The 22,385-nt window shown below is 39.4% G+C and carries 22 protein-coding genes and 1 tRNA gene; 16 read left to right on the top strand and 7 right to left on the bottom strand.

Translation table 11 applies throughout. The annotated features are described in order from the left end of the window. Position 1: 1 nt before the first annotated feature. Entirely contained in the window at positions 2-1,045 is a 1,044-nt protein-coding gene (gene mltG, locus FHS59_RS22115) for an endolytic transglycosylase MltG (RefSeq protein ID WP_184498342.1), read from the bottom strand. Positions 1,046-1,135: 90 nt separating this feature from the next. Here mltG and FHS59_RS22110 point away from each other — a divergent pair, with 90 nt between their 5' ends. The 4 genes from FHS59_RS22110 (at position 1,136) to FHS59_RS22095 (ending at position 5,467) form a co-directional block, all read left to right on the top strand. Next, entirely contained in the window at positions 1,136-1,564 is a 429-nt protein-coding gene (locus FHS59_RS22110; RefSeq protein ID WP_184498340.1) for a (deoxy)nucleoside triphosphate pyrophosphohydrolase, read from the top strand. Between the two features lie 6 nt (positions 1,565-1,570). Beyond that, complete coding sequence (locus FHS59_RS22105; RefSeq protein ID WP_184498338.1) at positions 1,571-2,200, top strand: L-threonylcarbamoyladenylate synthase; 630 nt, start codon at positions 1,571-1,573, stop codon at positions 2,198-2,200. 30 nt (positions 2,201-2,230) lie between these two features. Then, positions 2,231-2,851, top strand: a complete 621-nt coding sequence (locus FHS59_RS22100) for a WbqC family protein (protein ID WP_184498336.1) — start codon at positions 2,231-2,233, stop codon at positions 2,849-2,851. Between the two features lie 84 nt (positions 2,852-2,935). Continuing rightward, entirely contained in the window at positions 2,936-5,467 is a 2,532-nt protein-coding gene (locus FHS59_RS22095) for an ATP-dependent Clp protease ATP-binding subunit (RefSeq protein WP_184498334.1), read from the top strand. 53 nt (positions 5,468-5,520) lie between these two features. Here the strand turns inward: FHS59_RS22095 and FHS59_RS22090 are convergent, their stop codons facing one another. From FHS59_RS22090 to polX, 3 genes are read right to left on the bottom strand one after another with little or no spacing between them, the layout of a single operon-like run. Beyond that, entirely contained in the window at positions 5,521-5,997 is a 477-nt protein-coding gene (locus tag FHS59_RS22090) for a hypothetical protein (RefSeq protein WP_184498332.1), read from the bottom strand. 15 nt (positions 5,998-6,012) lie between these two features. Next, a complete protein-coding gene (locus FHS59_RS22085) occupies positions 6,013-6,300 on the bottom strand; it encodes a hypothetical protein (RefSeq protein WP_184498330.1) in 288 nt (95 codons plus the stop codon). 55 nt (positions 6,301-6,355) lie between these two features. After that, a complete protein-coding gene (gene polX, locus FHS59_RS22080; protein WP_184498328.1) occupies positions 6,356-8,071 on the bottom strand; it encodes a DNA polymerase/3'-5' exonuclease PolX in 1,716 nt (571 codons plus the stop codon). A 101-nt stretch (positions 8,072-8,172) separates the two neighbouring features. On the opposite strand from polX, the gene FHS59_RS22075 reads away from it, so the two are divergent. From FHS59_RS22075 to FHS59_RS22060, 4 genes are read left to right on the top strand one after another with little or no spacing between them, the layout of a single operon-like run. Further along, a complete protein-coding gene (locus FHS59_RS22075) occupies positions 8,173-8,571 on the top strand; it encodes an EVE domain-containing protein (protein WP_184498326.1) in 399 nt (132 codons plus the stop codon). Then, the gene (locus tag FHS59_RS22070; RefSeq protein ID WP_184498324.1) at positions 8,568-10,190 is read left to right on the top strand and encodes a transcriptional regulator; all 1,623 of its coding nucleotides are present in this window, start codon (positions 8,568-8,570) and stop codon (positions 10,188-10,190) included. The genes FHS59_RS22075 and FHS59_RS22070 overlap by 4 nt, the downstream gene beginning before the upstream one ends. Positions 10,191-10,224: 34 nt before the next feature. Further along, complete coding sequence (pyrR, locus tag FHS59_RS22065; RefSeq protein WP_184498322.1) at positions 10,225-10,773, top strand: bifunctional pyr operon transcriptional regulator/uracil phosphoribosyltransferase PyrR; 549 nt, start codon at positions 10,225-10,227, stop codon at positions 10,771-10,773. Positions 10,774-10,775: 2 nt separating this feature from the next. Next, the gene (locus tag FHS59_RS22060) at positions 10,776-11,702 is read left to right on the top strand and encodes an aspartate carbamoyltransferase catalytic subunit (RefSeq protein WP_184498320.1); all 927 of its coding nucleotides are present in this window, start codon (positions 10,776-10,778) and stop codon (positions 11,700-11,702) included. Positions 11,703-11,774: 72 nt separating this feature from the next. Here the strand turns inward: FHS59_RS22060 and FHS59_RS22055 are convergent, their stop codons facing one another. Next, positions 11,775-12,386, bottom strand: a complete 612-nt coding sequence (locus FHS59_RS22055; protein WP_184498318.1) for an outer membrane beta-barrel protein — start codon at positions 12,384-12,386, stop codon at positions 11,775-11,777. Positions 12,387-12,493: 107 nt separating this feature from the next. On the opposite strand from FHS59_RS22055, the gene FHS59_RS22050 reads away from it, so the two are divergent. The 5 genes from FHS59_RS22050 (at position 12,494) to FHS59_RS22030 (ending at position 16,966) form a co-directional block, all read left to right on the top strand. Next, on the top strand, positions 12,494-13,210 hold the full coding sequence (locus FHS59_RS22050) for an ABC transporter ATP-binding protein (protein ID WP_184498315.1): 717 nt from the start codon (positions 12,494-12,496) through the stop codon (positions 13,208-13,210). Next, positions 13,203-14,834, top strand: coding sequence for a putative ABC exporter domain-containing protein (locus tag FHS59_RS22045; RefSeq protein ID WP_184498313.1), 1,632 nt, complete (start codon positions 13,203-13,205; stop codon positions 14,832-14,834). The genes FHS59_RS22050 and FHS59_RS22045 overlap by 8 nt, the downstream gene beginning before the upstream one ends. A 98-nt stretch (positions 14,835-14,932) precedes the next feature. After that, entirely contained in the window at positions 14,933-16,300 is a 1,368-nt protein-coding gene (locus FHS59_RS22040; protein WP_184498311.1) for a pyridoxal-phosphate dependent enzyme, read from the top strand. A 9-nt stretch (positions 16,301-16,309) separates the two neighbouring features. Then, positions 16,310-16,564 carry a hypothetical protein gene (locus FHS59_RS22035; RefSeq protein ID WP_184498309.1) on the top strand — a complete coding sequence of 85 codons (255 nt, stop codon included), beginning with the start codon at positions 16,310-16,312 and terminating at the stop codon, positions 16,562-16,564. Positions 16,565-16,618: 54 nt separating this feature from the next. After that, a complete protein-coding gene (locus FHS59_RS22030; protein WP_184498308.1) occupies positions 16,619-16,966 on the top strand; it encodes a hypothetical protein in 348 nt (115 codons plus the stop codon). On the opposite strand, the gene FHS59_RS22025 is transcribed toward FHS59_RS22030, so the two are convergent. Then, positions 16,953-17,672, bottom strand: coding sequence for a lysophospholipid acyltransferase family protein (locus tag FHS59_RS22025; protein WP_184498306.1), 720 nt, complete (start codon positions 17,670-17,672; stop codon positions 16,953-16,955). The two genes, FHS59_RS22030 and FHS59_RS22025, sit on opposite strands and share 14 nt — an antisense overlap. Positions 17,673-17,996: 324 nt before the next feature. Between FHS59_RS22025 and rpsA the strand changes: the two genes are divergently transcribed. Then, positions 17,997-19,760, top strand: a complete 1,764-nt coding sequence (gene rpsA / locus FHS59_RS22020) for a 30S ribosomal protein S1 (RefSeq protein ID WP_184498304.1) — start codon at positions 17,997-17,999, stop codon at positions 19,758-19,760. Between the two features lie 236 nt (positions 19,761-19,996). Beyond that, a complete protein-coding gene (locus tag FHS59_RS22015) occupies positions 19,997-20,593 on the top strand; it encodes an outer membrane beta-barrel protein (protein ID WP_184498302.1) in 597 nt (198 codons plus the stop codon). Positions 20,594-20,659: 66 nt separating this feature from the next. On the opposite strand, the gene FHS59_RS22010 is transcribed toward FHS59_RS22015, so the two are convergent. Continuing rightward, positions 20,660-20,730: transfer RNA gene (locus FHS59_RS22010), tRNA-Cys, on the bottom strand. Positions 20,731-21,097: 367 nt separating this feature from the next. Between FHS59_RS22010 and FHS59_RS22005 the strand changes: the two genes are divergently transcribed. Next, entirely contained in the window at positions 21,098-22,363 is a 1,266-nt protein-coding gene (locus tag FHS59_RS22005) for a c-type cytochrome (protein WP_184498300.1), read from the top strand. The last annotated feature ends 22 nt before the right edge of the window (positions 22,364-22,385 follow it).

Raw genomic sequence — 22,385 nt, 5'->3', positions numbered from 1 at the left:
ATCAGAAAATTTTTGCGGCGTTCAAAGCAGCTTGGTATCGCCTTGCATTGGCATTATGTTGCGCCAAATTGGTGGCAAATGCATGGTATCCAGAAAAGTCCTCTTTGGCACAGAAATATAAATAGTTATGATCCTCTGGATTTAAAACTGCTTCCAAAGAATTGATGTCCGGAAGATTGATTGGTCCCGGAGGAAGACCTGCGTATTTGTAAGTGTTGTAAGGACTATCAATTTCTTTATGAACGTTGAGAACTCTTTTTAGACTGAAGTCCCCAACAGCAAAAACCAAGGTTGGATCAGCTTGAAGTGGCATATTTAATCTCAGCCTATTCAGATAAACCCCAGCGATTTTTGGTCTTTCATCTGATTTTTGGCTTTCAGACTGCACGATGGACGCCAAGGTGCTTACCTCAACCGGACTTAGGCCCACTGCCTCTGCTTTGGCTTTTCTCTCTGCCGTCCAAAAAGACTGATATTCTTTGTACATCCTGTCAAACAGAGACTCAGCACTTGTATTCCACCAAACCTCATAAGTATTTGGAATAAACATGCTCATGATGGTTTCCTCATCGAAATCAAATTTCCGGATGTAAACAGAATCTTTGATCAGATCCAGAAATTGCTGCTCATTGATTTCAAGATTGGTGGTGATCTTTTCAGCAAGGTCCTCTTTCGTCCGAATATTGTTGAATGTGATTCTTACAGGTGCTTGATTTCCAGATCTTAGGTGTCTTACCAACTCTAGGTTAGTCATTTTAGGGCTGATAATATAAAGCCCTGGTTTCACGGCATCTTGATATCCCAAGACTTTTGAAACGAAAGAAAAGCTGACCATGTCATTGACAACCTTGTCTTCGTAAAGCCGATTACTAACCTGTTTGAAGGTGGCATTACTCGGTATTTTCAGGGTATAATTTTGTTCAGTTTCCAGCAGTGCATTTGGACTGAAAAACACCTGATAGAAATAAAATGACATGGAAATTGCCAAAACCGAAAAGGAAATGATCAATACCAGAAATATTTTGTTCTTTTTCTCGCTTCTCATACGGGCTCAAAAATAGGGAAAAATCCTTTTAGGGGAATTACTGAAAAGAAACTGGGATGAATCTTTCAGCTTCCTTTTATCTTTAACTCCATGAAAGCCATTCCTGTTACCTGTGCAATAATTATTCATCAAGAGAAAGTTCTTGTGGCCAAAAGATCAAAATCGATGAATCTGGCTGGTTATTGGGAGTTTCCAGGAGGGAAAATTGAAGAAGGAGAGCAGCCAGAAGGTTGCCTCATTAGGGAGATCAAAGAGGAATTGGGAATAGAAATAAAAATTCAATCTCCTCTTACACCCAGTAAATTTGATTATTCTCAAGGGAAAATTATTGAGCTGATTCCCTTTATTTGTACTTGGCAATCGGGCGAAATCAATCTTTTAGAGCATGAAATAATTGAATGGTTAGAGGTAGGAGAATTGCCAAAATTGAAATGGGCGCCTGCTGATATTCCAATTTGGATGGAACTTTCTGAAAAATGGCAGGCTTTTCGAAGTATATCTTCACACAAGCAATGTTAAAGACTTATGGCAGCTGAGTTTATTAGGATATACGAGGAAAATCCAGATCCAAAAAGGATCAGGCAGGTGGTAGAAGTCCTGCGAAATGGGGGGGTAATCATTTATCCGACCGATACGGTCTATGGATTGGGATGTGATATCACGAACCTTCGGGCCGTGGAAAAAATCTGCAGGATCAAAGGAATCAATCCGAAAAAACACAATTTCTCCTTTATTTGCGCTGACCTCAGCAACATTGCAGAATACACTCGAGTCATTTCGAAGCCGGTTTTTAAAATGATGAAGAAAGCCCTTCCAGGTCCTTTTACTTTTATTTTGGAAGCAAATACGCAGGTGCCAAAAATTCTCCACAGCAATAAAAAGACAGTTGGCATCCGTGTACCAGCACATAATGTTCCCCGTTTAATTGTTGAAGAATTGGGGCAGCCACTTCTGTCTACTTCTATCAGAGATGAGGACGAAGTTCTTGAATATAGCACCGATCCAGAATTGATTTTCGAAAAGTATGAGCACCTTGTCGATTTGGTAATTGATGGGGGGTATGGTCAGAATGTCGGTTCTACGATTTTGGATTGTATTGGTGATGAGGTAGAAGTGCTCAGAGAAGGGCTCGGTCAGCTGGAAGATATCCTGTGACCAAAAAATCAATTAGCTGAATTATTTATTATGAAAAAAGTCGCAGTAGACTTACATTTTTTACCCTGTTTAGAGTTTTTTTCTGCGATCATTCAAGCAGAAGAAATTCTGATTTCCCCCTCCGAATTATATCAGAGACAATCTTATCTCAATAGAACTCGGATTCGCTTAGCCAATAAAATTGAAACCCTAAGTGTTCCGATTCAGGGGAGAAGACCAAGGGTGCCTTTGTCTAGAGTAAAAATCGATTATTCCCAAAATTGGCAGAAGATTCACTTGCGAGGTATTCAGTCTGCCTATGGAAAAGCACCTTTTTATGAATTTTATTTTCCTTACCTGGAGCCGATTTATCTTAAGGAACATGCCTCATTATGGGATTTAAACTATGAAATGCTGACAATATGTCTTAAGCTACTAAAGTATTCTGGCAAGGTGACTGTATGTAAAAATTTAGATGAAGAAGAGTTTGATTTGGACTTAAGAGGCCAAATAAGCCCCTCAGGTACCTTTCTTGAAAGAAATCTGTATGAACCTGTTCCCTACACCCAACTTTTTGGCTTAGACTTTGAGCCTAATCTTAGTGTTATTGACATTTTGTTTTGCACAGGTCCAGAGGCGAAAAAGCTTTTGTTAAGATCTATAAAAATTTAATGAACAATCCTCAAAAGGATTGTGTTTTTAAAACAAATTCGGTAACATACGTACAGGAATATTAAACAATCAGAAAGGAAATAAATGGAAGCTAAATTTTCAAACAGAGTTAAAGAGGTGATCTCTCTCAGCCGTGAAGAAGCGCTTCGCCTGGGACATGATTATATTGGTACAGAGCACCTCTTGCTGGGGATGATTCGTGAAGGAGAAGGTGTAGCTGTTTCCATTCTAAAAAAACTAGGAGTGCCTTTGGATGAACTTCGAGGAGCAATCGAAAGAGCTGTAAAAGGTACAGCAAATCACAATGTGAAAAACATGGCCAACATTCCTTTGACCAGACAGTCAGAGAAGGTGTTGAAAATTACCTATTTGGAAGCCAAAATATTTAAAAGTCAGTTGATCGGAACAGAGCATTTGTTGCTTTCTATTCTGAGAGATGAGGACAATATTGCCACTCAGATTTTAAATAAATTTGACATCAATTATGATTCAGTAAAAGAAATGCTGGAGATGCAATCCGATGGCGGAGCTGCACCAAGAGCTAGAGCTGAAGCCGAAGATGGTGATGAAGATGGATCCAAATTATTTGGATCAACTGGTAGTGGATCTGGAAGTTCAAAAGCTGGTGCTGAGAAATCAAGAACTCCGGTTTTGGATAACTTCGGTCGTGACCTTACCAAAATGGCGGAAGACGACAAGTTAGACCCGATCATTGGTAGAGAGAAAGAGATCGAACGTGTTGCACAGATTCTTTCCAGAAGAAAGAAAAACAATCCAATTCTTATCGGTGAACCAGGAGTTGGTAAAACTGCAATCGCAGAAGGATTGGCATTGAGAATCGTTCAGAAGAAAGTTTCCCGAGTGCTATTCAATAAGCGTGTGGTGACTTTGGATCTTGCTTCTTTGGTAGCAGGGACAAAATACAGAGGTCAGTTTGAGGAGCGAATGAAAGCTGTAATGAACGAGCTTGAAAAATCTCCAAACGTGATCTTATTCATTGATGAGTTGCATACAATTGTAGGAGCAGGTGGTGCCTCTGGTTCTTTGGATGCATCGAATATGTTCAAGCCAGCTTTGGCACGAGGAGAAATCCAATGTATCGGAGCGACTACACTTGATGAGTACCGTCAATACATTGAGAAGGATGGAGCTTTGGCACGTCGTTTCCAGATGGTGATGGTAGATGCTACTTCTCCGGAAGAAACTATTCAGATCCTGAATAATATCAAGGATAAGTACGAGGATCACCACAATGTCAATTATACCGACGCAGCTATTGATGCCTGTGTGAAATTGTCAGATAGATATATTTCTGATCGTTTCCTTCCAGATAAAGCAATCGACATCCTTGATGAAGCAGGCGCAAGAGTGCATATCAACAACATCCACGTTCCAGAAGATATTTTGAAACTGGAAGCTGAGGTTGAAGACATCAAAAATGAAAAAAACAGAGTAGTAAAATCTCAAAAGTATGAGGAAGCTGCTCAGTTGAGAGATAAAGAAAAGAAGCTTTTGGAGCAATTAGAAGCTGCAAAAGTGAAGTGGGAGGAAGATAGCAAGTCGAAAAGATACGTGGTTGACGAAGAGCATGTAGCGGAAGTAATCGCCATGATGACTGGTATTCCTGCAAAAAGAATCGCTCAGAACGAAGGAGCCAAGCTTCTGAATATGAACGAGGAACTTGCAGGTAAAGTAATCGGTCAGGACGAAGCGATTAAGAAGCTGACGAAAGCAATTCAGAGAACCAGAGTTGGCTTGAAAGATCCTAAAAAACCAATTGGTTCCTTTATTTTCTTAGGTCCAACCGGTGTCGGTAAAACCGAACTTGCCAAAATGCTGGCAACCTACCTGTTCGACAAAGAAGATTCTTTGATCAGAATTGATATGTCTGAGTACATGGAGAAATTCTCCGTATCCAGATTGGTAGGAGCGCCTCCGGGATATGTCGGGTATGAAGAAGGTGGTCAGTTGACTGAGAAAGTAAGAAGAAAGCCTTATTCAGTAGTGTTGCTGGATGAAATCGAAAAGGCACACCCAGATGTGTTCAATATCTTGTTGCAAGTATTGGACGATGGTATTTTGACGGATGGACTTGGAAGAAGAGTTGATTTCAGAAACACCATTATCATTATGACTTCGAATATCGGTGTTCGTGATCTGAAGGACTTTGGTGCTGGAATCGGTTTTGCCAATAAAGCGAAGCAGGATAATATGGATGATGTGGTGAAATCCACTATTCAGTCTGCTTTGAAAAAGGCCTTCAGTCCTGAATTCTTGAACAGATTGGACGATGTGGTCGTATTCAACTCACTAAATCAGGAGCATTTGTTCAAGATTATCGATATCAGCTTGAATAAATTGTTCTCTAGAATTACTGACCTTGGATATCAAATTGAATTGACTGAAAAGGCAAAAGAATTCTTGGCAGAAAAAGGTTACGATCAACAGTATGGTGCTCGACCTTTGAACAGAGCTATTCAGAAATATCTGGAAGACGCCATTGCCGAAGAAATCCTGAAAGGGGATTTGTCTGAAGGTGATGTGATCACAGCAGATTATCCTGGTGAAGGTTCTGAGCTGACGATAACAGTTAAAAAGAAAGAAAAAGCTGATTAAGAAATCAGATTTTAAATAAAGAACCCGAAGTTTTGCTTCGGGTTTTTGCTTTTCTATCTGGAAAAAAACAGGCGAGTTATAAATATCCCTTGGCCATCTTCAGTTCCTGAATTACTTTCCACTCCAGAAGTAACGAAAGTTAGCTTCCACCCTTCACCTAAAAGGCTGTTTATTTTTGAGGCAATAACTGCGTCATTTGATGCAATATTTTGAAAATTTATTCCGGTTCCACTAAAAAAATTTAGAAGTTTAGTTTCGTCCAATTCATCTACTTTTAAGTCTTTTCGACTTATGTCTTTTTGGTTGCTTTTTTTACCATCTGTTCTTTCAGTAGTGAATTGCTCAGCATCTACTTCTGATTGATTGTCGATTATTCTTGATCTTCCTAATCCCATTGGGACGATGGATTCTACAATAGTAATAATTTTAAACTCTGAAGGGGAGGTAGCGTTGCTTTCAAGACTTTGAGCTTGGAGATTTGGCGATAAAAAAATCGCAATCCCGAATATTAGATAAATGATTTTTTTCATATAGATAATTTTTGTTTAGATCGATAAAATGAAAAAAATAAACGTAGCACCTAAAACAACGATCATTTTTTGGGCTTTTTGCTTCAGGTCAGGATCAACTTTCCTTTTCCTAAGAACTAAAATCGCCAAGCTTATGGCCAAGAGTTGTAATGCAAAACTCACTCCATTCAGCGGCCCCATAGGTGCGTCCAATAGATGGAATTTTGTATTGACCATTGCCAAAGTGCCTAAAATGATCCCGACAATTCCGAATAGAAAAGATCGCTCCAATAATACATTGTCAGGTTTGTTGGTCCACTTCATGTTGATTTCTAATTTGAGGCACGAATATAGTCAAAGAATTTTAGCCAAGTTTTCCTTAGCTTTTTGGAAAAGGTATTGAGGATTTTCTCTTGTTGAAATAGGCTTCTATTTCTTCTCCGGAAAGTGTGTTTAAGGTCATTTCTTTCGTCAGACCTCCTTTTCTTCCGGCTAAAACCCCATACTTCATGTCCGAATATCCATCCATTTCATGGGCATCAGGATTGATGGAGAGCATGACGCCTTGATCCATGGCATATCGAACCCAGCGCCAGTCCAGGTCCAATCTCCAAGGATTGGCATTGATTTCAATGACCACATTGTTTTTAGCACATGCATCAATAATCGTTTTATGATCTATCGGGTAGCCAGCTCTTCGTAAAAGAAGTCGGCCGGTAGGATGTCCCAAGATTGTGGTGTATGGATTTTCAATCGCTGTCAAAAGTCTGCTGGTTGCTTTCCGGATATCCATATTTAAAATTGAATGGACCGAAGAGACAATAAAATCAAAGCTGGCCAAAACATCATCTGGATAATCTAGACTTCCGTCAGGCAAAATATCACTTTCGATTCCTTTGAAAATCTTGAATGGAGCCATTTCCTGATTGAGTTGGTCGATTTCCTGATGTTGCTTTTGGATACGTTCGATTTCCAATCCACCAGCATAAAAGGCCGTTCGGCTATGATCAGAAATCCCAAGGTATTCATATCCCAACTCCCGGCAATATTCGGCCATTTGCTTGAGGCTATGTTTTCCATCGCTGTAGGTAGAGTGATTGTGAAGAATGCCTTTTAAGTCTGAATCTTTTAGCAATTCACCGATTTTATTTTCTTTGGCCAAAGCCACCTCTCCGAAACCTTCCCGCATCTCAACAGGAATAAACTGAAGTTGGTTTTTACTAAAAAACTCTTCCTCGCTGGAGAAATCTTTTTTATTTAATAGATCTCCAATCGATTCTTTTTCGCTGACAGATTCTCCAAGAAATGCAGGTGTTGCAGTCAATGAAATCTTCTTCCAGATAAATTCTTTTTTGCTGCAAAAATGAACAGTGACTTGGAGGTCAAGATCTTTTACTTTTCCTCTCCAGGCAAAAGGCCCAGAGGCAGTCATGTCCCAAGTGATGTCTTCCCATTTTTTGAGTTTCTCTTTCCCTCCAAACAAGGATTCCATGCCGATCAACCATTCTGCTTCAGCGATGATTTCCATTTTTCTTGCAAAATCTCCAACTGATGCTATTTCAGATCCTTCATATATACTTGTTAATTCCTGACTGAGTTTTTCGATGGTTTCCTCAATATCCGCATAAAGCCATTTTCCTTCATTGGAAGCTTTGAATTCCAGGTTTTCGATGATGGTTTGTTGTGTTTTTTCACCGAAGCCTTTTGTCTTTGCAACTTTTCCGGACTGGCATGCCTCCATTAATTCATGAGTGCTGGTAATGCCGATTTCCTGCCAAAGGACTTTTACTTTTTTAGGCCCAAGACCTTTGATCTGCAAAATTTCAAGAACCCCGGTTGGAGTTTTTTCCAACAGTTCTTCTAATGCCGGGAAGGTCTCGGTTTCCTTCAGGGAAACAATTGCTTCAAAAATACTTTTTCCAACTCCCGGGATTTTTTGGATTTCGGACTCACTTAATTCCATTAAGTCAAAATCTCCCCGATCCAGAGAATTTACTGCGCTTTGATAGCTCCTGATTTTAAAACTGTTCTCCTCGTGCAATTCCATCAGTTGGATGGATAATTTTAATTTTTTCAGGATGGTTTTATGGTCCAAAATCTTTTCTTTTAAGTGACTGACAGAGACAAATGTCTTTAATAATTTTTCAAATTAAAGGTTGAAACATTAACTTAAAATTGAAATTTAATTTCGAAGAAATGAACTATTGGATGGTTAAATCTGAGCCAGGATCTTATTCTTGGGAGGATTTTAAGAAAAAAGGAGAAGATGTATGGGATGGAGTGAGAAACTATCAGGCCCGTAATTTCCTTAGAGAGATGAAGTTAGGTGATTTGGTGATGTTTTATCACAGCGGCAAAGACAAGGCTGTGGTAGGAGTGGCAGAAGTCTCTGAAGAAAGTTTTCCGGATCCTAACAATCCAGATTGGCTGGCTGTGAAATTAAAGGTAAACAGCAGCCTAAAAAATCCCGTTACTTTACAGGATATCAAATCAGAAGATTTACTTTCCAACATGCTAATGTTGCGACAATCTAGATTATCTGTTATGTCATTGGAAAAAAGTGAGTTTGATTTGATTCATAAAATGGGATCATGAGAAAAGTTTTTAGCAGCCTTCTGTTTTTATTTCTGTTAAGTCCAGCTTGGGCTCAATTAAAATTTTTGGAGCGCTACGAGGTGCCTTCGGAAATGTACGAGCCAAACTTTGAAATGACCCGTGTTGAGGATGGGATTGTAGCTTTCAGGACTATTCCTGAGAAGGGGCTGAATTTTCGAAGAAAGCTCCAGTATTTCAAGACAGATTTTGATCTTACTCCCTCAGACCTCATCGAGTTTCCCGTGAAGGAGGGATTTGATATCATCGGTTTTGATGTAGATGGAGAGGACTTGTTCTTGTTACTCCAAAAAGGCTCCGCAACCAATTCAGATAAGTACATTTTTAAAATAGATCTAGAATCCAACAGAGGGATCGAAGTTGATGCCAATAACTTATTGGATATGGAGTTGATCGAATTTCTGGTTTTGGAAGATAAAGCACTTTTTATGGGAGTGGCAGAAAGAAATCCAGTGCTTCAGATTTTTGATCTTCAGAAGAATTCCGTGATTACCGTTCAGGGAATTTACAATCCAGATACCCAGGTTTTGCAACTCAGAAAGGTTCCGGACCTCAATGAAGTGGAGGTAGTGATTAGTCGCGAGGTGAAAAACAGGAGACGAGAAATTCTGATCAATACCTACGACCTAGAAGGAAATCTGATGAGAGAAGTGAAGGTGAATCAATTTGGCAAACCTGATGAGGAAATCATGGATGGCTTGCTTTTGCCGATGACTAATTACCAACAAGCCATGATTGGTTCATTTGGCTATGCTAAAAGAGGAACTTATCTAGGGATGTATATCATGGATATCAATGAGTTTGGGGAGTACGGATTCAAAAAATACACCTTGGAGGATTTTCCAAATTTCTACAATTACTTAGAGGAAAAGGAGAAGTCAAAGAAGGATGCTGAAGTGATGAAAGATCTCGAGAAAGAAAAGATGCCAACTTTGAGAAATATCTATTCTATTAGGGATGTCTATTCCACCGAGGATTCTTATTTGGTGTATTTTGATCATTACAATATGATGAACTCAAGAGGCAATACCCGTCCGGGTTTTAGTAGTCCTTCCAGTCTTTATCGATATGATCGGTTGAATAGGTTAGGTTACACTCCTTATTTCTCAGATCCTTTCTATCAGAACACCTTACCAAATGGAAGTTCTTTTCAAGTGGTGACAGATTACCAATATGTTTCGGCTCACTTCGCTAAAATCTCGAAGGAAGGAAATGTGATCTGGGATAACTCGAATACCTACGATAATTTCACGACGACCTATTCGGAACCTTTTGGTGAAATAGCGGTCGTTGGAGATGATCTTTACCATGTCTATGTAGAAAATTTAGAAGTCGTGGTTAGTTTTTTTAGAAAAGGCGAGAAAATATTTGAAAATCAACGCTTTGAATTGAAACTGATAGACGAAAACGAACGAATCAAAGATACAGATCCTGAAAGTCTGAGAATGGTACACTGGTACGATCGCTACTTTTTGTTAAGTGGAAATCAAAGAGTTAGATTCCAGGATGAAAGCGGAAAAGAGCAGATTAGAGATGTTTTCTTCATGACCAAAATATTGGTAGATGGAGATTTGTACCAGCCGGAAGAGTCTCTAGACTAGAAATTCTTTCTATATTTACCCCCAAATCTTACCCATGCAAAAAAGGCTAGTCTTAGACGAAGGACAGATTGCCATCACCCTGAGGAGATTCTGTCATCAACTCATCGAAAATCACGACGATTTCGAAAACACGGTACTTTTAGGATTACAACCGAGAGGCACATTGCTGGTTGATAAGATAGTTGCCTTACTTCAAGAAATTTCAGGGGTCAAAGTTCCTTCAGGATATCTGGACGCTACTTTTCACAGAGATGATTTCCGTAGGAGAGACTTGCCATTAAAAGCCAACGAGACCAAAATTGACTTTTTAGTGGAAGGAAAAAAAGTAATCCTTGTTGATGATGTATTGTATAAAGGTAGATCTGTTCGCGCAGCAATGGATGCGATGATTGCCTTTGGAAGACCTCAAAAAGTAGAATTGATGGTGCTGGTAGATCGCAAGCTGACTAGGGATTATCCGATTATGCCGGATTATTTTGGAGTCCGGATCAATACGCTTACAAGTCAATATGTCATCGTAGAATGGAAGGAGCAAGGGCACGAAAAAGACGCAATTTGGATCACAGAGAAAGATAAAAGTTAATCATGTCTCAACTCAGCACGAAACACCTCCTTGGAATCAAAAACATCACAGAAAATGATGTTCAGTTGATTTTAGAAACTGCGGCAAACTTCAAAGAAGTGATCAACCGCCCTATCAAAAAAGTGCCTTCTCTGCGGGATATTACCATTGCCAATATCTTCTTTGAAAACTCCACCCGTACTAGACTTTCATTTGAACTTGCAGAGAAAAGACTTTCTGCAGATGTTGTGAATTTTTCTTCCAGTAATTCATCCGTCAAAAAAGGAGAAACACTGGTAGATACGGTGAATAATATTTTATCCATGAAAGTGGATATGGTGGTCATGAGACATTCCAGTCCTGGAGCACCACATTTTTTGAGTAGAAACGTGAAAGCTAATATCGTAAACGCTGGAGATGGAACCCATGAGCATCCCACACAAGCCTTGTTGGATGCTTTTTCTATCAAAGAAAAATTTGGCGATGTAGCTGGAAAGAAAGTTGCGATCATCGGAGATATCTTGCATTCCCGGGTGGCACTTTCCAATATTTTCTGTCTTCAGAAATTAGGAGCGGAAGTAATGGTCTGTGGACCTATCACCTTACTGCCAAAGTATATCCAAAGCCTTGGTGTCAAGGTGGAATTGGATGTGAAGAAAGCACTTCAATGGTGTGATGTGGCAAATGTGCTAAGAATACAATTGGAGCGTCAGCAAATCAAATATTTCCCAAGTTTACGTGAATATTCACTCTATTATGGGATTAATAAAAAATTGCTGGATCAACTGGATAAAGAGATTGTAATTATGCATCCGGGACCTATCAATAGAGGAGTTGAATTGAGCTCTGATGTGGCAGATTCAGAACATGCAATCATTCTCGAGCAGGTTCAAAACGGAGTAGCTGTAAGAATGGCTGTTCTCTATTTGCTGGCAGGAGCCAAAAATTAATCGTAACACATCAAAAATAAACGGCTGCCTCCTTTTGGGGACAGCCGTTTTCTATTTCTCAGCTTTCAACTTTTATATTCCTCTCCATCTTCCTCCTCCAACATAGAATCCCAGCGTAAATCCGAAGTATTGATTGATAGCTTCTCCGATGACATCTCCAGAAGCATTTTGAAGATTGCTTTTAGGCACGATGTTATATTCTGCACCCATGCGGAATTTGCCTAATTCGACACCGGCTCTAACCATTGGAGCCCATTTGAAATCTGCCTCCAGGTCGCCGATGTTATCAGGCGTATCAAAATCATTGCTATTTATTTCTATGCTGCTCAAAGCATAATAACCAAAACCGGCTCCAACATATGGAGCGACATTAGAACCGCCATTATTGAAGTAATAATCAAAGGTGCCTGTGACAGAAATGTTTCCGGAGATTTCTCCTTCATAATCTTCCGTAAAGTCGTAATAGGTCACATCTTTTGCCAAACCCGCTACTCCAAATCGAATGCCGACATTCATGTTATTTTTGATGTTGATTTTTGGTTCTAAATTGACCAAGGCTCCGATTCCACCATCTTTTGGGATGGCTGGGCCTATGTCCATACCCATTCTAAATCTACCTGCATGCTGGGCATAGGAAAAATGGCAAATGACCATGAGGGCCAAAATACTAGCTAGTTTTTTCATGTGGTTTGATTAGTTGCTAAAATCCTTTTGCTGCGATGATCAAAAAAGATTCCAATTTTTAGAAACCTAATAGGATAGACTGTAGTTTTAAGGTCAAATTCACTTTTATGTTACTTGTCAATAACCTGGTAAAGAAGTACGGGAAACAAAACGCAGTCGATGATATTTCATTTGAACTACAAGGCGGCGAAGTAGTAGGTTTGTTAGGTCCGAATGGAGCCGGAAAGAGTACAACCATGAAGTGTATTGTGGGGCTTTTGCGTAAGACTTCTGGCGAAATAACTATTGGAGGATATGACCATCTTTCTGTGGAGGCAAAAAAGCTGTTTAGCTATATCCCTGAAACCCCCTACGTTTATGATCTTTTGACTGTCAAGGAGCATTTTCAATTTATTGGTCAAGCATATGGTGTGGTAGATTGGAAACAGAAGTCAGAAGAATTGGTCGAGATTTTTGAATTGGAAGACAAGCAAAACAAACTTGGAAGAGATTTATCAAAAGGAATGAGGCAAAAAGTTTCTATTTGCTGTGCCCTGATTCCAGATCCACAGGTTTTGTTTTTTGATGAACCAATGATCGGTTTGGATCCCAAAGCGATAAAAAATACAAGGCAGATATTTCGCAAATTGAAAGAAGCCGGAAAAACCATTTTGGTAAGTACCCATCTCATTGATTCTGTTGAGTCTATTGCGGATAGGATCATGATCTTGAAAGATGGTAGGATTTTAGGAAATGACACAATCTCCAATCTGAAACAGCAGTTTGTACAAGAGGAAGGGACTTCACTGGAAGATCTTTTCTTAGAACTCACGAAAGATGAATGAAATCCGATTGCTCTTTAGGAAGGATATTTTCATCCTGATCAATAATATCAAGCTCATTCTTCGCAATCCCCTTCGATTATTGCCTTACGCTGGGATGGTCGCCTATTTCTTTTTCATCTATACAATGAGAATGAAAAGTAAGTCTGATGCAACAGGAATGGAGGCACCGGATTTAAATGGGATTCCGGAGGTGAATTTTGCGCTTCAGAATCTTGTGGGTGGTGTGACGGTTTTGGCTTTGGGATTTTTTGTATTCCAATTGTATAGAGCCACAAAAAACAATGTGAGTTTCTTCAAGATGGCTGATGTAAACCTGCTTTTTACAGCACCAGTCAAACCGGAAAATATTCTGATTTATTATATGGCAAGATCTATTCTTCCAGCTTTGGGAGGAAGTATGTTGTTTCTTATTTATGGAGCCAGCCAAATGGCGGATCAGTTGGAGTTGACCGTCGGTAACATTGTTTTTTTGATACTGGGCTTTGCCCTGTTTTTCTTTATGATTTTTCCATTGAGATTTTTGATTTATACCCTGCATACCAAATACGGGGTAATGGAATATATCAAAATCGGTGTAACGGTTTTAGGAGTACTGCTCGGGTTGATGATTTTGATTCCGGGCCTTATGGCTGATAAATTCTGGCAAGGAATGTTTTCTTGGGTGAGTTCACCTTGGTTTAATCTATTCCCAATAGTCGGCTGGAGCCGAGGGATCATGAGCTATGTTTGGGATCAAAATGCTCTTTTAGCTTTATGTTTTATAGCCCTTTATGCTTTGGCTTATTTTTCAATTGTAAAACTGGTTATTCAATTTTCCGGGTATTACTACGAAGATGTTTTGGAAGCGACAAAATCCAATGAAGAGAAGTTGGAAAAGGTAAGAGGGAAAAAACAGGTCTCAGAAAGCTCATATAGTATGAATACTAAGAAGCAGTTGGCCTTACCGGATTTTGGAGTTGGTGCCAAAGCTTTTTACTGGAGAAATTACGTGCATAGTTCCAGACAGGATTTTCATCCGCTATTTGGGGTTTATTCTATGATCATGGCTGGATTAGGAATTGTATTTGCAATCTTGTCCCGCTTTGACTGGTTTTCCCATAAAGTGTTTTATGGCTATCTGATGATCCTGATGGTGTTTTATTTTTTGGCTGGGATTGGTAGAGCATCTGTTGGGGATCTGAAAAAGCCGTTTTTCATTTTGATTCCGGCTTCATGGACTTCCAAATTTTGGAACATGATCAAACTTGACTTGGAACAGATTCTTTTGTTTTCAGGAGTTATGATCATTCCTTCGGTATTTATTGCGGGTGTTCATTGGGCTTTGATTCCTTTGTTTCTGTTAGGGATGTTTGGGTTTTATCTGATTGGTTTCGCGATCAATCTTATCCCTCAAATAGCCTTAGAGGAAAGCTGGGACCGGTTTCTGATCAAACCATTGATGATTGGAGGGATTTTTATTTTCGGGATTATTCCATCAGGAGTAATCGGGATTATCACTTTTGCGCTGACCAAGCAATTTGTTTTTGCATTACTTGCTTTGGTTATCGGGGTGGCTTTTGTGACAGCTATTTTGATGCATGTGACTTTAGATGTGATCAAAAGGCTGGAGTTTAAAGAGGTGTAAAATTCACATTTTTCAGCAAAATTTAATTTTGTTTTAAGGCCATGAACCCTGCATGCCAAGAAAAATCCTGTAATTTTGAGAACCAAATATAACTGACTATGATCTACAATTCCATCATCGAAACCATCGGTAATACCCCGATGATCCGTTTGAATAAACTTGCAAAACATATCAAAGGAGATGTGTTGGTAAAAGTTGAATATTTTAATCCTGGTAATTCCATGAAAGACCGGATGGCGGTCAAAATGGTGGAGGATGCAGAGAAAGCAGGGATTCTGAAACCTGGCGGAACGATCATTGAAGGAACCTCTGGCAATACAGGGATGGGTTTGGCGCTAGCTGCAGTTGCAAAAGGCTATAAGTGCATTTTTACCATGGCGGATAAGCAGTCCAAAGAGAAAATCGATATTCTTAAAGCAGTGGGTGCCGAAGTGATTGTTTGCCCAACCAATGTTTCTCCGGAAGATCCAAGATCCTATTATTCAGTTGCCAGAAAACTGAATGCAGATATTCCGAATTCCTTTTACCCAAATCAATACGATAACCTTTCCAATACTGCCGCGCATTATGAAACGACCGGACCGGAAATTTGGAATGATACGGATGGTAAAATCACCCATTACGCTGCTGGCGTAGGAACTGGAGGTTCAATGTGTGGTACGGCGACTTATTTAAAGGAGCAAAACCCAAACATTGTTACTGTTGGGATTGATACATACGGATCAGTTTTCAAGAAGTATAAGGAAACCGGGATTTTTGATGAAAAAGAAGTCTACCCATATTTAACAGAAGGTATCGGAGAAGATATCCTTCCTAAAAATGTGAATTTTGATGTGATTGATCACTTTGTGAAAGTCACTGACAAAGACTCTGCGGTTATGACACGAAGATTGGCTAGAGAGGAAGGATTATTTGTGGGATGGTCTTGTGGATCTGCAGTTCATGGTGCTTTGGAGTGGGCAAAGGATAATCTGAAAGAAGGTGATCAAATGGTAATCATTCTTCCGGATCATGGAACCCGCTACTTAGGAAAAGTTTACAATGACGAGTGGATGAGAAATCATGGTTTCTTAGAAGATCGCACATTCTCAACTGCCAGAGATATCATCGCCCAAAGAAATGGTAACTACCATTTGGTGTCGACCTTGAAAACTGATTCAGTAAGAGAGGCAATTGGATTAATGAATAAGACATCTGTTTCTCAAATCCCGGTAATGGAAGAAGGTGAAGTAGTGGGATGTTTGACAGACAATAAATTATTGGCGAAGATCATTGAAAATCCGGAGCTGAAAGATGCAAAAGTGTCTGATGTGATGGAAGAGTCCATGCATTTTGTCGCTTTGGACAGTACGCTTGACGTGCTTTCTTCCATGGTGGAGAAGGAAAAAGCGGTATTGGTTCGGGATGCACAAAATCAAATCCATATCATTACCAAACACGATATTCTGGAAGCTTTTACGAATTAATATTAAAGAATGGATCCAATTAAACTTCAGCGAATCATCGATTCGGGAGTAGATTTTAATATTTCAAATGTGATAGACAAAGCCTGGGAAATGTTTAAAGCCCGGGCTATGTTTCATATAGGTTTTGCTTTTCTGATTTCCAGCATACAGTTGGCCTTCACGCTTTATCTGGAGGATTTTGTCTTTATCTATTCCATTTTTTTATCCCCACCATTGATTGCAGGGTTTTATCTGGTGGCCAATAGAATGAGCCAAAGGGAATAGGTTGACTTTCAGAATTACTTTGATGGATTCAAATATATTTTGCCATTGATCATTGTGAATCTCATAACTGCAATCTTTATGGTTGCAGGCTTGGTGCTGTTTATTTTACCGGGTATCTATTTGGGAGTTGGCTATATGTTTTCACTCTTGTTTGTGCTTTTTGGAGGCTTTGACTTTTGGCCGGCAATGGAGTACAGCAGAAAACTGGTTCATACGAATTGGTGGAAGTTCTTCGGGTTTGTTCTTTTGCTTCTGTTGATCAATATTGGAGGATTCCTATGTTTGATAGTAGGATTGTTGGTAACCATTCCTTTGACTTATCTGTCAGTATATGTGCTTTTTGAGGAGTTGACAATTGATGCGGCGGATGATGAAAAAGAAGAGGCGATTATTCTTGAGTAAGAATCATCGCCTCCAATCTATTTCTGCATTTTTCAGCTAATTGATCAACCGAAATATCCGGATTTGGATAAATAGCTTGAGAAAAATAGATGTTTACTTTGCCTGGACTCAATAAAAATGTCCCTCGCTTGTGAATATGATCGGCTCCAATTACCGCTATGGGTAAAATAGGGATTCCAGTTTCTTTAGATAGCCTAAATACCCCTTTCTGAAAAGGGAGCAAGGTTTCTTGGGTGTCATTTCTTGTTCCTTCAGGAGCAACTACAATTGAAATCCCCAATTCCAATATTTTAATAAGCTTTTTAATGCTTTCTTTTCGGGACTCAGGATTATCACGATCTACCCAAACCGCTGCTTTTCCTACGATCCAACCAAAAAATGGGATTTTCGAAAGTTCTTTTTTGCCTAGGGCACGGACTTGCTGAGGAATAGCAACTGGGATCACTGGCGCATCAAAAAATGACCGATGATTAAAAATGTAAATGTAGGGTTGCTTTTGATCAATATTTTCTCTCCCATGAATCTCGAATCTAAAGCCGGAGAGAAAAGCCCAAGTTCTTGCCCAAAGACGAATAAAAAAGAAAGAAATTTCTCCTGCTTTTGGGCTGATCAATAGTGGGATCACAATGAATAACCCTAACAAAAGCATCAAAACGACGAATATCACTAATGAATAGACAGTAAATAGTGCCTGAAGAATTTTCATGCTAACTGAATAGTGGTAATTTTGGGTTCAAATTTAATTTTAACTCTTTGCTTGCATTAGCCCTATTTCACTGTTTGGTGGGATAGGGCTTTTCGTTTCTATCAATTTACAGGAGATTTCGGATGATTGCCAATTGTTGATCTGGAAGAATGGGGATAGATTTTTGATTTTTTTGCTGTGGATTTACGAAATAAAAGAATTTCCGTACCTTTGCAGTCCGTTCGAGTGGGCGGGATGTTTTTAGGTGACTAGAAGCATTTATCAAAAACTAAAAAACCTCAGCCTGATGACTCTAAGGCTGTTGATATTCAGAGTTTTACTATTATGTCTAACAAAGAAGATTTTAACTGGGACAACTTCGAAACCAAAGGTTTTGGAGAAGGCTATTCAAAAGAGCAAAAAGCTCAGATGGAAGCGATGTATGCTGGTACACTAAATGAAATCACTGAAAAAGAAGTGATCAAAGGTGTAGTAGTAGGAGTAAATGACAAAGATGTTATCATCAACATTGGCTTCAAATCTGACGGTTTGGTTCCTTTGAGTGAATTCCGTGACGTAGCTGGTATCAAGCCAGGTGACGAGGTGGAGGTATTCATCGAGGAGCAAGAAAATGCTTTGGGTCAATTGATCCTTTCCCGTAAGAAAGCTAAGATCGTACGTGCATGGCAGGACATCGAAGATGCTCTTGAGAATGACAATGTGATCGAAGGTTTGGTGAAGAGAAGAACAAAGGGTGGTTTGATCGTAGATATCTACGGTGTAGAGGCATTCTTGCCAGGTTCTCAGATCGACGTGAAGCCTATCAGAGATTTCGATATCTATGTAGGTAAGAAAATGGAAGTGAAAGTGGTGAAAATCAACCACGCTAATGATAACGTAGTAGTATCTCACAAAGTGTTGATCGAGAAAGATCTTGAGAAGCAGAAAGCAGAGATCCTAAACAACCTAGAAAAAGGTCAAGTATTGGAAGGTGTGATCAAGAACATGACCAACTTCGGTGTATTCATCGATTTGGGTGGTGTAGATGGTCTACTTCACATCACAGACATTTCTTGGGGACGTATCAATCATCCAGAAGAAGTATTGCAGCTTGATCAGAAAGTTCAGATCGTTGTTCTTGACTTTGATGATGACAAGAAGAGAATTTCTTTGGGTATGAAGCAGTTGACTGCTCATCCTTGGGATTCTTTGGCTTCTAACCTTGAAGTTGGTTCTAAAGTAAGAGGTAAGATTGTAAACGTAGCTGACTACGGTGCATTCCTTGAGCTTGCTCCAGGTGTTGAAGGTTTGATCCACGTTTCTGAAATGAGCTGGTCTCAGCACTTGAGAAACCCTGCTGACTTCGTGAAAGTTGGTGACGAAATCGATGCAGTAGTATTGACTTTGGATAAAGACGAAAGAAAAATGTCTTTGGGTATCAAGCAATTGACTGAAGATCCTTGGACTAAGAACGACATGGGTACTAAGTACGCTGTTGGTACTAAGCATAAAGGTGTGGTAAGAAACTTGACTAACTTCGGTCTATTCCTTGAATTGGAAGAAGGTATCGATGGTTTGGTTCACGTATCTGATCTTTCTTGGACTAAGAAAATCAAGCACCCATCTGAGTTTGTGAAAGTTGGAGACGAGCTAGAAGTAGCAGTTTTGGAACTTGACGTAGACAACAGAAGATTGGCACTTGGTCACAAGCAATTGGAAGAGAATCCATGGGATACTTTCGAGAATGTATTCCCGGTAGGATCTGTTCACAAGTGTACTGTAGTTTCTAAAAATGATAAAGGAGCAGTTCTTGAACTTCCTTACGGTCTTGAAGGTTTCGCAACCATCAAAAACCTAGAGAAAGCTGACGGATCTCAAGTGGAAGCTGGAGAGTCTGAAGACTTCAAAGTAACTGAATTCTCTAAAGATGATAAGAGAATTGTCCTTTCTCACACTGCTACATTCAAAGAAGAAGCGAAGCCAGCTAAGAAAGAAGCAAAGAAAAAGTCTGAGACTTCTTCTTCTACTTCTGCTCCAGCTGAGAAGTCTACCCTTGGTGACTTGGACGCTTTGACTCAATTGAAAGAGCAAATGGAAGGAAAAAAATAATTTCAGATTTAAAATTTGAAATTTAATATTAGAAACGCCGGCTGAAAAGTCGGCGTTTTTTTGTTTTTTAATCTTGAGATCGCGAAGGTAACACAAAGGCATAGGCGGCAATTACTTTTTATTGTTGTTCTGCTTCTCCAGAAGCAGGACTTGTTAGAAAATGTTGTTTTTAAGAACCAGATGTAGCAGGTAGGATAATTCTCCCGTACTGGCTAAACTATCTTTAACTTTTACTTATGAAAAATATAATCTTACTGTCCTTCCTGTTTTTTGTTAGTTTATCGCTGAATGCTCAATCAGGTTTTAAAGTGAAAGGGCACTTTGGAGTTTCAGGAGCTATGGCCAATTGGGACACACCTTTAGATGGAGCGAGCTCTGTGGATATTGAGAATTTGATGGAGGTAGGTGTTCTGCTTTCGAAAAGTATAAGTGAGAAATTCTTGCTAAATGGAGGTTTGAATTATTCCTTTGCGCAAGTAAAATACAGTCCTAATTTTCCGCCATGTATAAATTGCTTGTATGGCTATTCCCATAATCCTGATTTCAAGTTGCTTTCCATCCCTATCTATGCAGAATATTCTTTAGGGAAAATTTTTTATGCAGCGGCTGGACCTGTGGTTGATTTCCAGCTTTCCGATGGTAATAATTTCTCCGACCAAAGCGGGTTTGGTTATTTGGCGGGGCTAGGGGCAAAATTGAATGCAGATAAACTTTCCTTCTCCATTTTCCCCAATTACAAAAGGCATAATGTCATTCCTTTTGAGAAAGAGGGGAATTACAAGCAAATTTTGCAAGAGATAGGTGTTCAGTTTGGTGTCGGATATTCTTTTTAACTTTCTTAATTATTAAAAGTTATTTAAATGCAAAAAGCATCCCGAAATCGAGATGCTTTTTTGATGAGGTCGAGAGCGGATTCGAACCGCTGTACAAGGTTTTGCAGACCTCTGCCTAGCCACTCGGCCACTCGACCATTTTGGAAATGGAATGCAAATCTAGAGAATATCTTTTTTGAAGCAAAACTACCTTGATTTATTTTTAAGGGATTATGTAATTAGAACCCTCAAACTCTTGATTTCCATTACGAAAAAAAATCTAAATACGAGGATATGATTCTGTAGTTCGAATTCAAATTGGAATACATTTTATTTATAAAGATTCTAAATAAAATTTCTTCAATTAAATATCCTGTAAAATATTGAAAATCAGTAGGCTAAACTCGGTTTTTGTTAAGGAATGACCCGGTTATTTGAATTGAATACTTGTTTGAAAAATTGAGCCCGGGTAGTACCTTTGCAGGGGTTATTGAAAACCGCATAAACTATTTAATTAGCTATAATATGTTATCCAAACGCTCGTTAGTAGGGGTTCGATGGAATTTCCACACACTGGCAGTGCTGTTTTTCATGCTGATAGGGATTCAGGCATTTGCCGCTGACCCTGCAGTTGATAGTAGCGATGAAGCAGTAGCAGCAGGTAAGACTGTATTCAATGCAAATTGTAAAACATGCCACAGATTAGATCAGAAGTTAGTTGGTCCAGCTTTGAGAGGAGCTACGGACAGACAGCCTGCTGACAATGTGAAAAAGTTTATCAAAAACTCTGGAGTAGTCCTTGCTTCGGGTGATGCTTACTATACTAAGCTTTACAAAGATTACAACAATACAGCCATGCCGGCTCACGAGTTTTTATCAGACGATGATTTAAACAATTTGTTGGCTTATATCGAATTTGGTGACAAAGTAGACCCAGCTGCAGCAGCAGCGGCGGCTGCTGGAACTGAAGGCGGTGAAGTAGCTGCCGCTGGAGGGATTCCAAGTGAATACCTGACAGTGATCCTTGTAGTTTTGGTTGTTGTCCTACTTTTGATTTTGACAGTATTGGGCTTGATCATTTCTGTATTGACCAAATACTTGAACAAGCAAGAGCTGGATGAAGATGATCAAGAGTTCGTTTCTCAAAAATTCAATCTTGGCAAAGTTTTAAAAAGTGATGGATTCATCATTATTGTGACTGCTCTGGTAGTTGCTTTGGTAGCTAAGACCGCAATTGACGGATTATATTCTGTTGGTGTTCAACAAGGATATGCTCCAACTCAGCCAATTGCTTATTCTCATAAACTTCATGCTGGTACCTTAGAAATAGAATGTCAGTATTGCCATACTGGTGTTGAGATCGGTAGGTCAGCAAATATTCCTTCTCCAAACATTTGTATGAACTGTCACACACACGTGCAGAATGTACAAGGTAAAGAAGGAGTTTCTCCAGAAATTCAGAAAATCTATGATGCTGTGGATAACAACACTCCAATCGAGTGGGTACGTGTTCACAACCTTCCGGATTTAGCTTACTTCAACCACTCTCAACACGTGAAAGTGGGTGGAATTGAGTGTCAAACTTGCCACGGCCCTATTCAGGAAATGGAAGTGGTAGGTCAGCATAGTGCTTTGACTATGGGCTGGTGTATCGATTGTCACAGACAAACCGAAATTGCTACTGAAGGCAATGCCTATTATGATAAGTTGGTACAGATTCATGTGGATTCAAAAGATGCCCTAAAGGTGAAAGACATCGGTGGGCTTGAATGTGCTAAGTGCCACTATTAATTCATTATCCTTTTTGCAAATT

Source organism: Algoriphagus iocasae (assembly GCF_014206875.1).
GTDB lineage: Bacteria > Bacteroidota > Bacteroidia > Cytophagales > Cyclobacteriaceae > Algoriphagus > Algoriphagus iocasae.
This window is presented reverse-complemented; position numbering and strand designations above follow the sequence as displayed.

What these genes read in the sequence shown, in the direction of transcription:
- mltG (WP_184498342.1), bottom strand. Translation starts at nt 1,045, where the DNA reads ATGAGAAGCGAGAAAAAGAACAAAATATTTCTGGTATTGATCATTTCC.
- FHS59_RS22110 (WP_184498340.1), top strand. Translation starts at nt 1,136, where the DNA reads ATGAAAGCCATTCCTGTTACCTGTGCAATAATTATTCATCAAGAGAAA.
- FHS59_RS22105 (WP_184498338.1), top strand. Translation starts at nt 1,571, where the DNA reads ATGGCAGCTGAGTTTATTAGGATATACGAGGAAAATCCAGATCCAAAA.
- FHS59_RS22100 (WP_184498336.1), top strand. Translation starts at nt 2,231, where the DNA reads ATGAAAAAAGTCGCAGTAGACTTACATTTTTTACCCTGTTTAGAGTTT.
- FHS59_RS22095 (WP_184498334.1), top strand. Translation starts at nt 2,936, where the DNA reads ATGGAAGCTAAATTTTCAAACAGAGTTAAAGAGGTGATCTCTCTCAGC.
- FHS59_RS22090 (WP_184498332.1), bottom strand. Translation starts at nt 5,997, where the DNA reads ATGAAAAAAATCATTTATCTAATATTCGGGATTGCGATTTTTTTATCG.
- FHS59_RS22085 (WP_184498330.1), bottom strand. Translation starts at nt 6,300, where the DNA reads ATGAAGTGGACCAACAAACCTGACAATGTATTATTGGAGCGATCTTTT.
- FHS59_RS22075 (WP_184498326.1), top strand. Translation starts at nt 8,173, where the DNA reads ATGAACTATTGGATGGTTAAATCTGAGCCAGGATCTTATTCTTGGGAG.
- FHS59_RS22070 (WP_184498324.1), top strand. Translation starts at nt 8,568, where the DNA reads ATGAGAAAAGTTTTTAGCAGCCTTCTGTTTTTATTTCTGTTAAGTCCA.
- pyrR (WP_184498322.1), top strand. Translation starts at nt 10,225, where the DNA reads ATGCAAAAAAGGCTAGTCTTAGACGAAGGACAGATTGCCATCACCCTG.
- FHS59_RS22060 (WP_184498320.1), top strand. Translation starts at nt 10,776, where the DNA reads ATGTCTCAACTCAGCACGAAACACCTCCTTGGAATCAAAAACATCACA.
- FHS59_RS22055 (WP_184498318.1), bottom strand. Translation starts at nt 12,386, where the DNA reads ATGAAAAAACTAGCTAGTATTTTGGCCCTCATGGTCATTTGCCATTTT.
- FHS59_RS22050 (WP_184498315.1), top strand. Translation starts at nt 12,494, where the DNA reads ATGTTACTTGTCAATAACCTGGTAAAGAAGTACGGGAAACAAAACGCA.
- FHS59_RS22045 (WP_184498313.1), top strand. Translation starts at nt 13,203, where the DNA reads ATGAATGAAATCCGATTGCTCTTTAGGAAGGATATTTTCATCCTGATC.
- FHS59_RS22040 (WP_184498311.1), top strand. Translation starts at nt 14,933, where the DNA reads ATGATCTACAATTCCATCATCGAAACCATCGGTAATACCCCGATGATC.
- FHS59_RS22035 (WP_184498309.1), top strand. Translation starts at nt 16,310, where the DNA reads ATGGATCCAATTAAACTTCAGCGAATCATCGATTCGGGAGTAGATTTT.
- FHS59_RS22025 (WP_184498306.1), bottom strand. Translation starts at nt 17,672, where the DNA reads ATGAAAATTCTTCAGGCACTATTTACTGTCTATTCATTAGTGATATTC.
- rpsA (WP_184498304.1), top strand. Translation starts at nt 17,997, where the DNA reads ATGTCTAACAAAGAAGATTTTAACTGGGACAACTTCGAAACCAAAGGT.
- FHS59_RS22015 (WP_184498302.1), top strand. Translation starts at nt 19,997, where the DNA reads ATGAAAAATATAATCTTACTGTCCTTCCTGTTTTTTGTTAGTTTATCG.
- FHS59_RS22005 (WP_184498300.1), top strand. Translation starts at nt 21,098, where the DNA reads ATGTTATCCAAACGCTCGTTAGTAGGGGTTCGATGGAATTTCCACACA.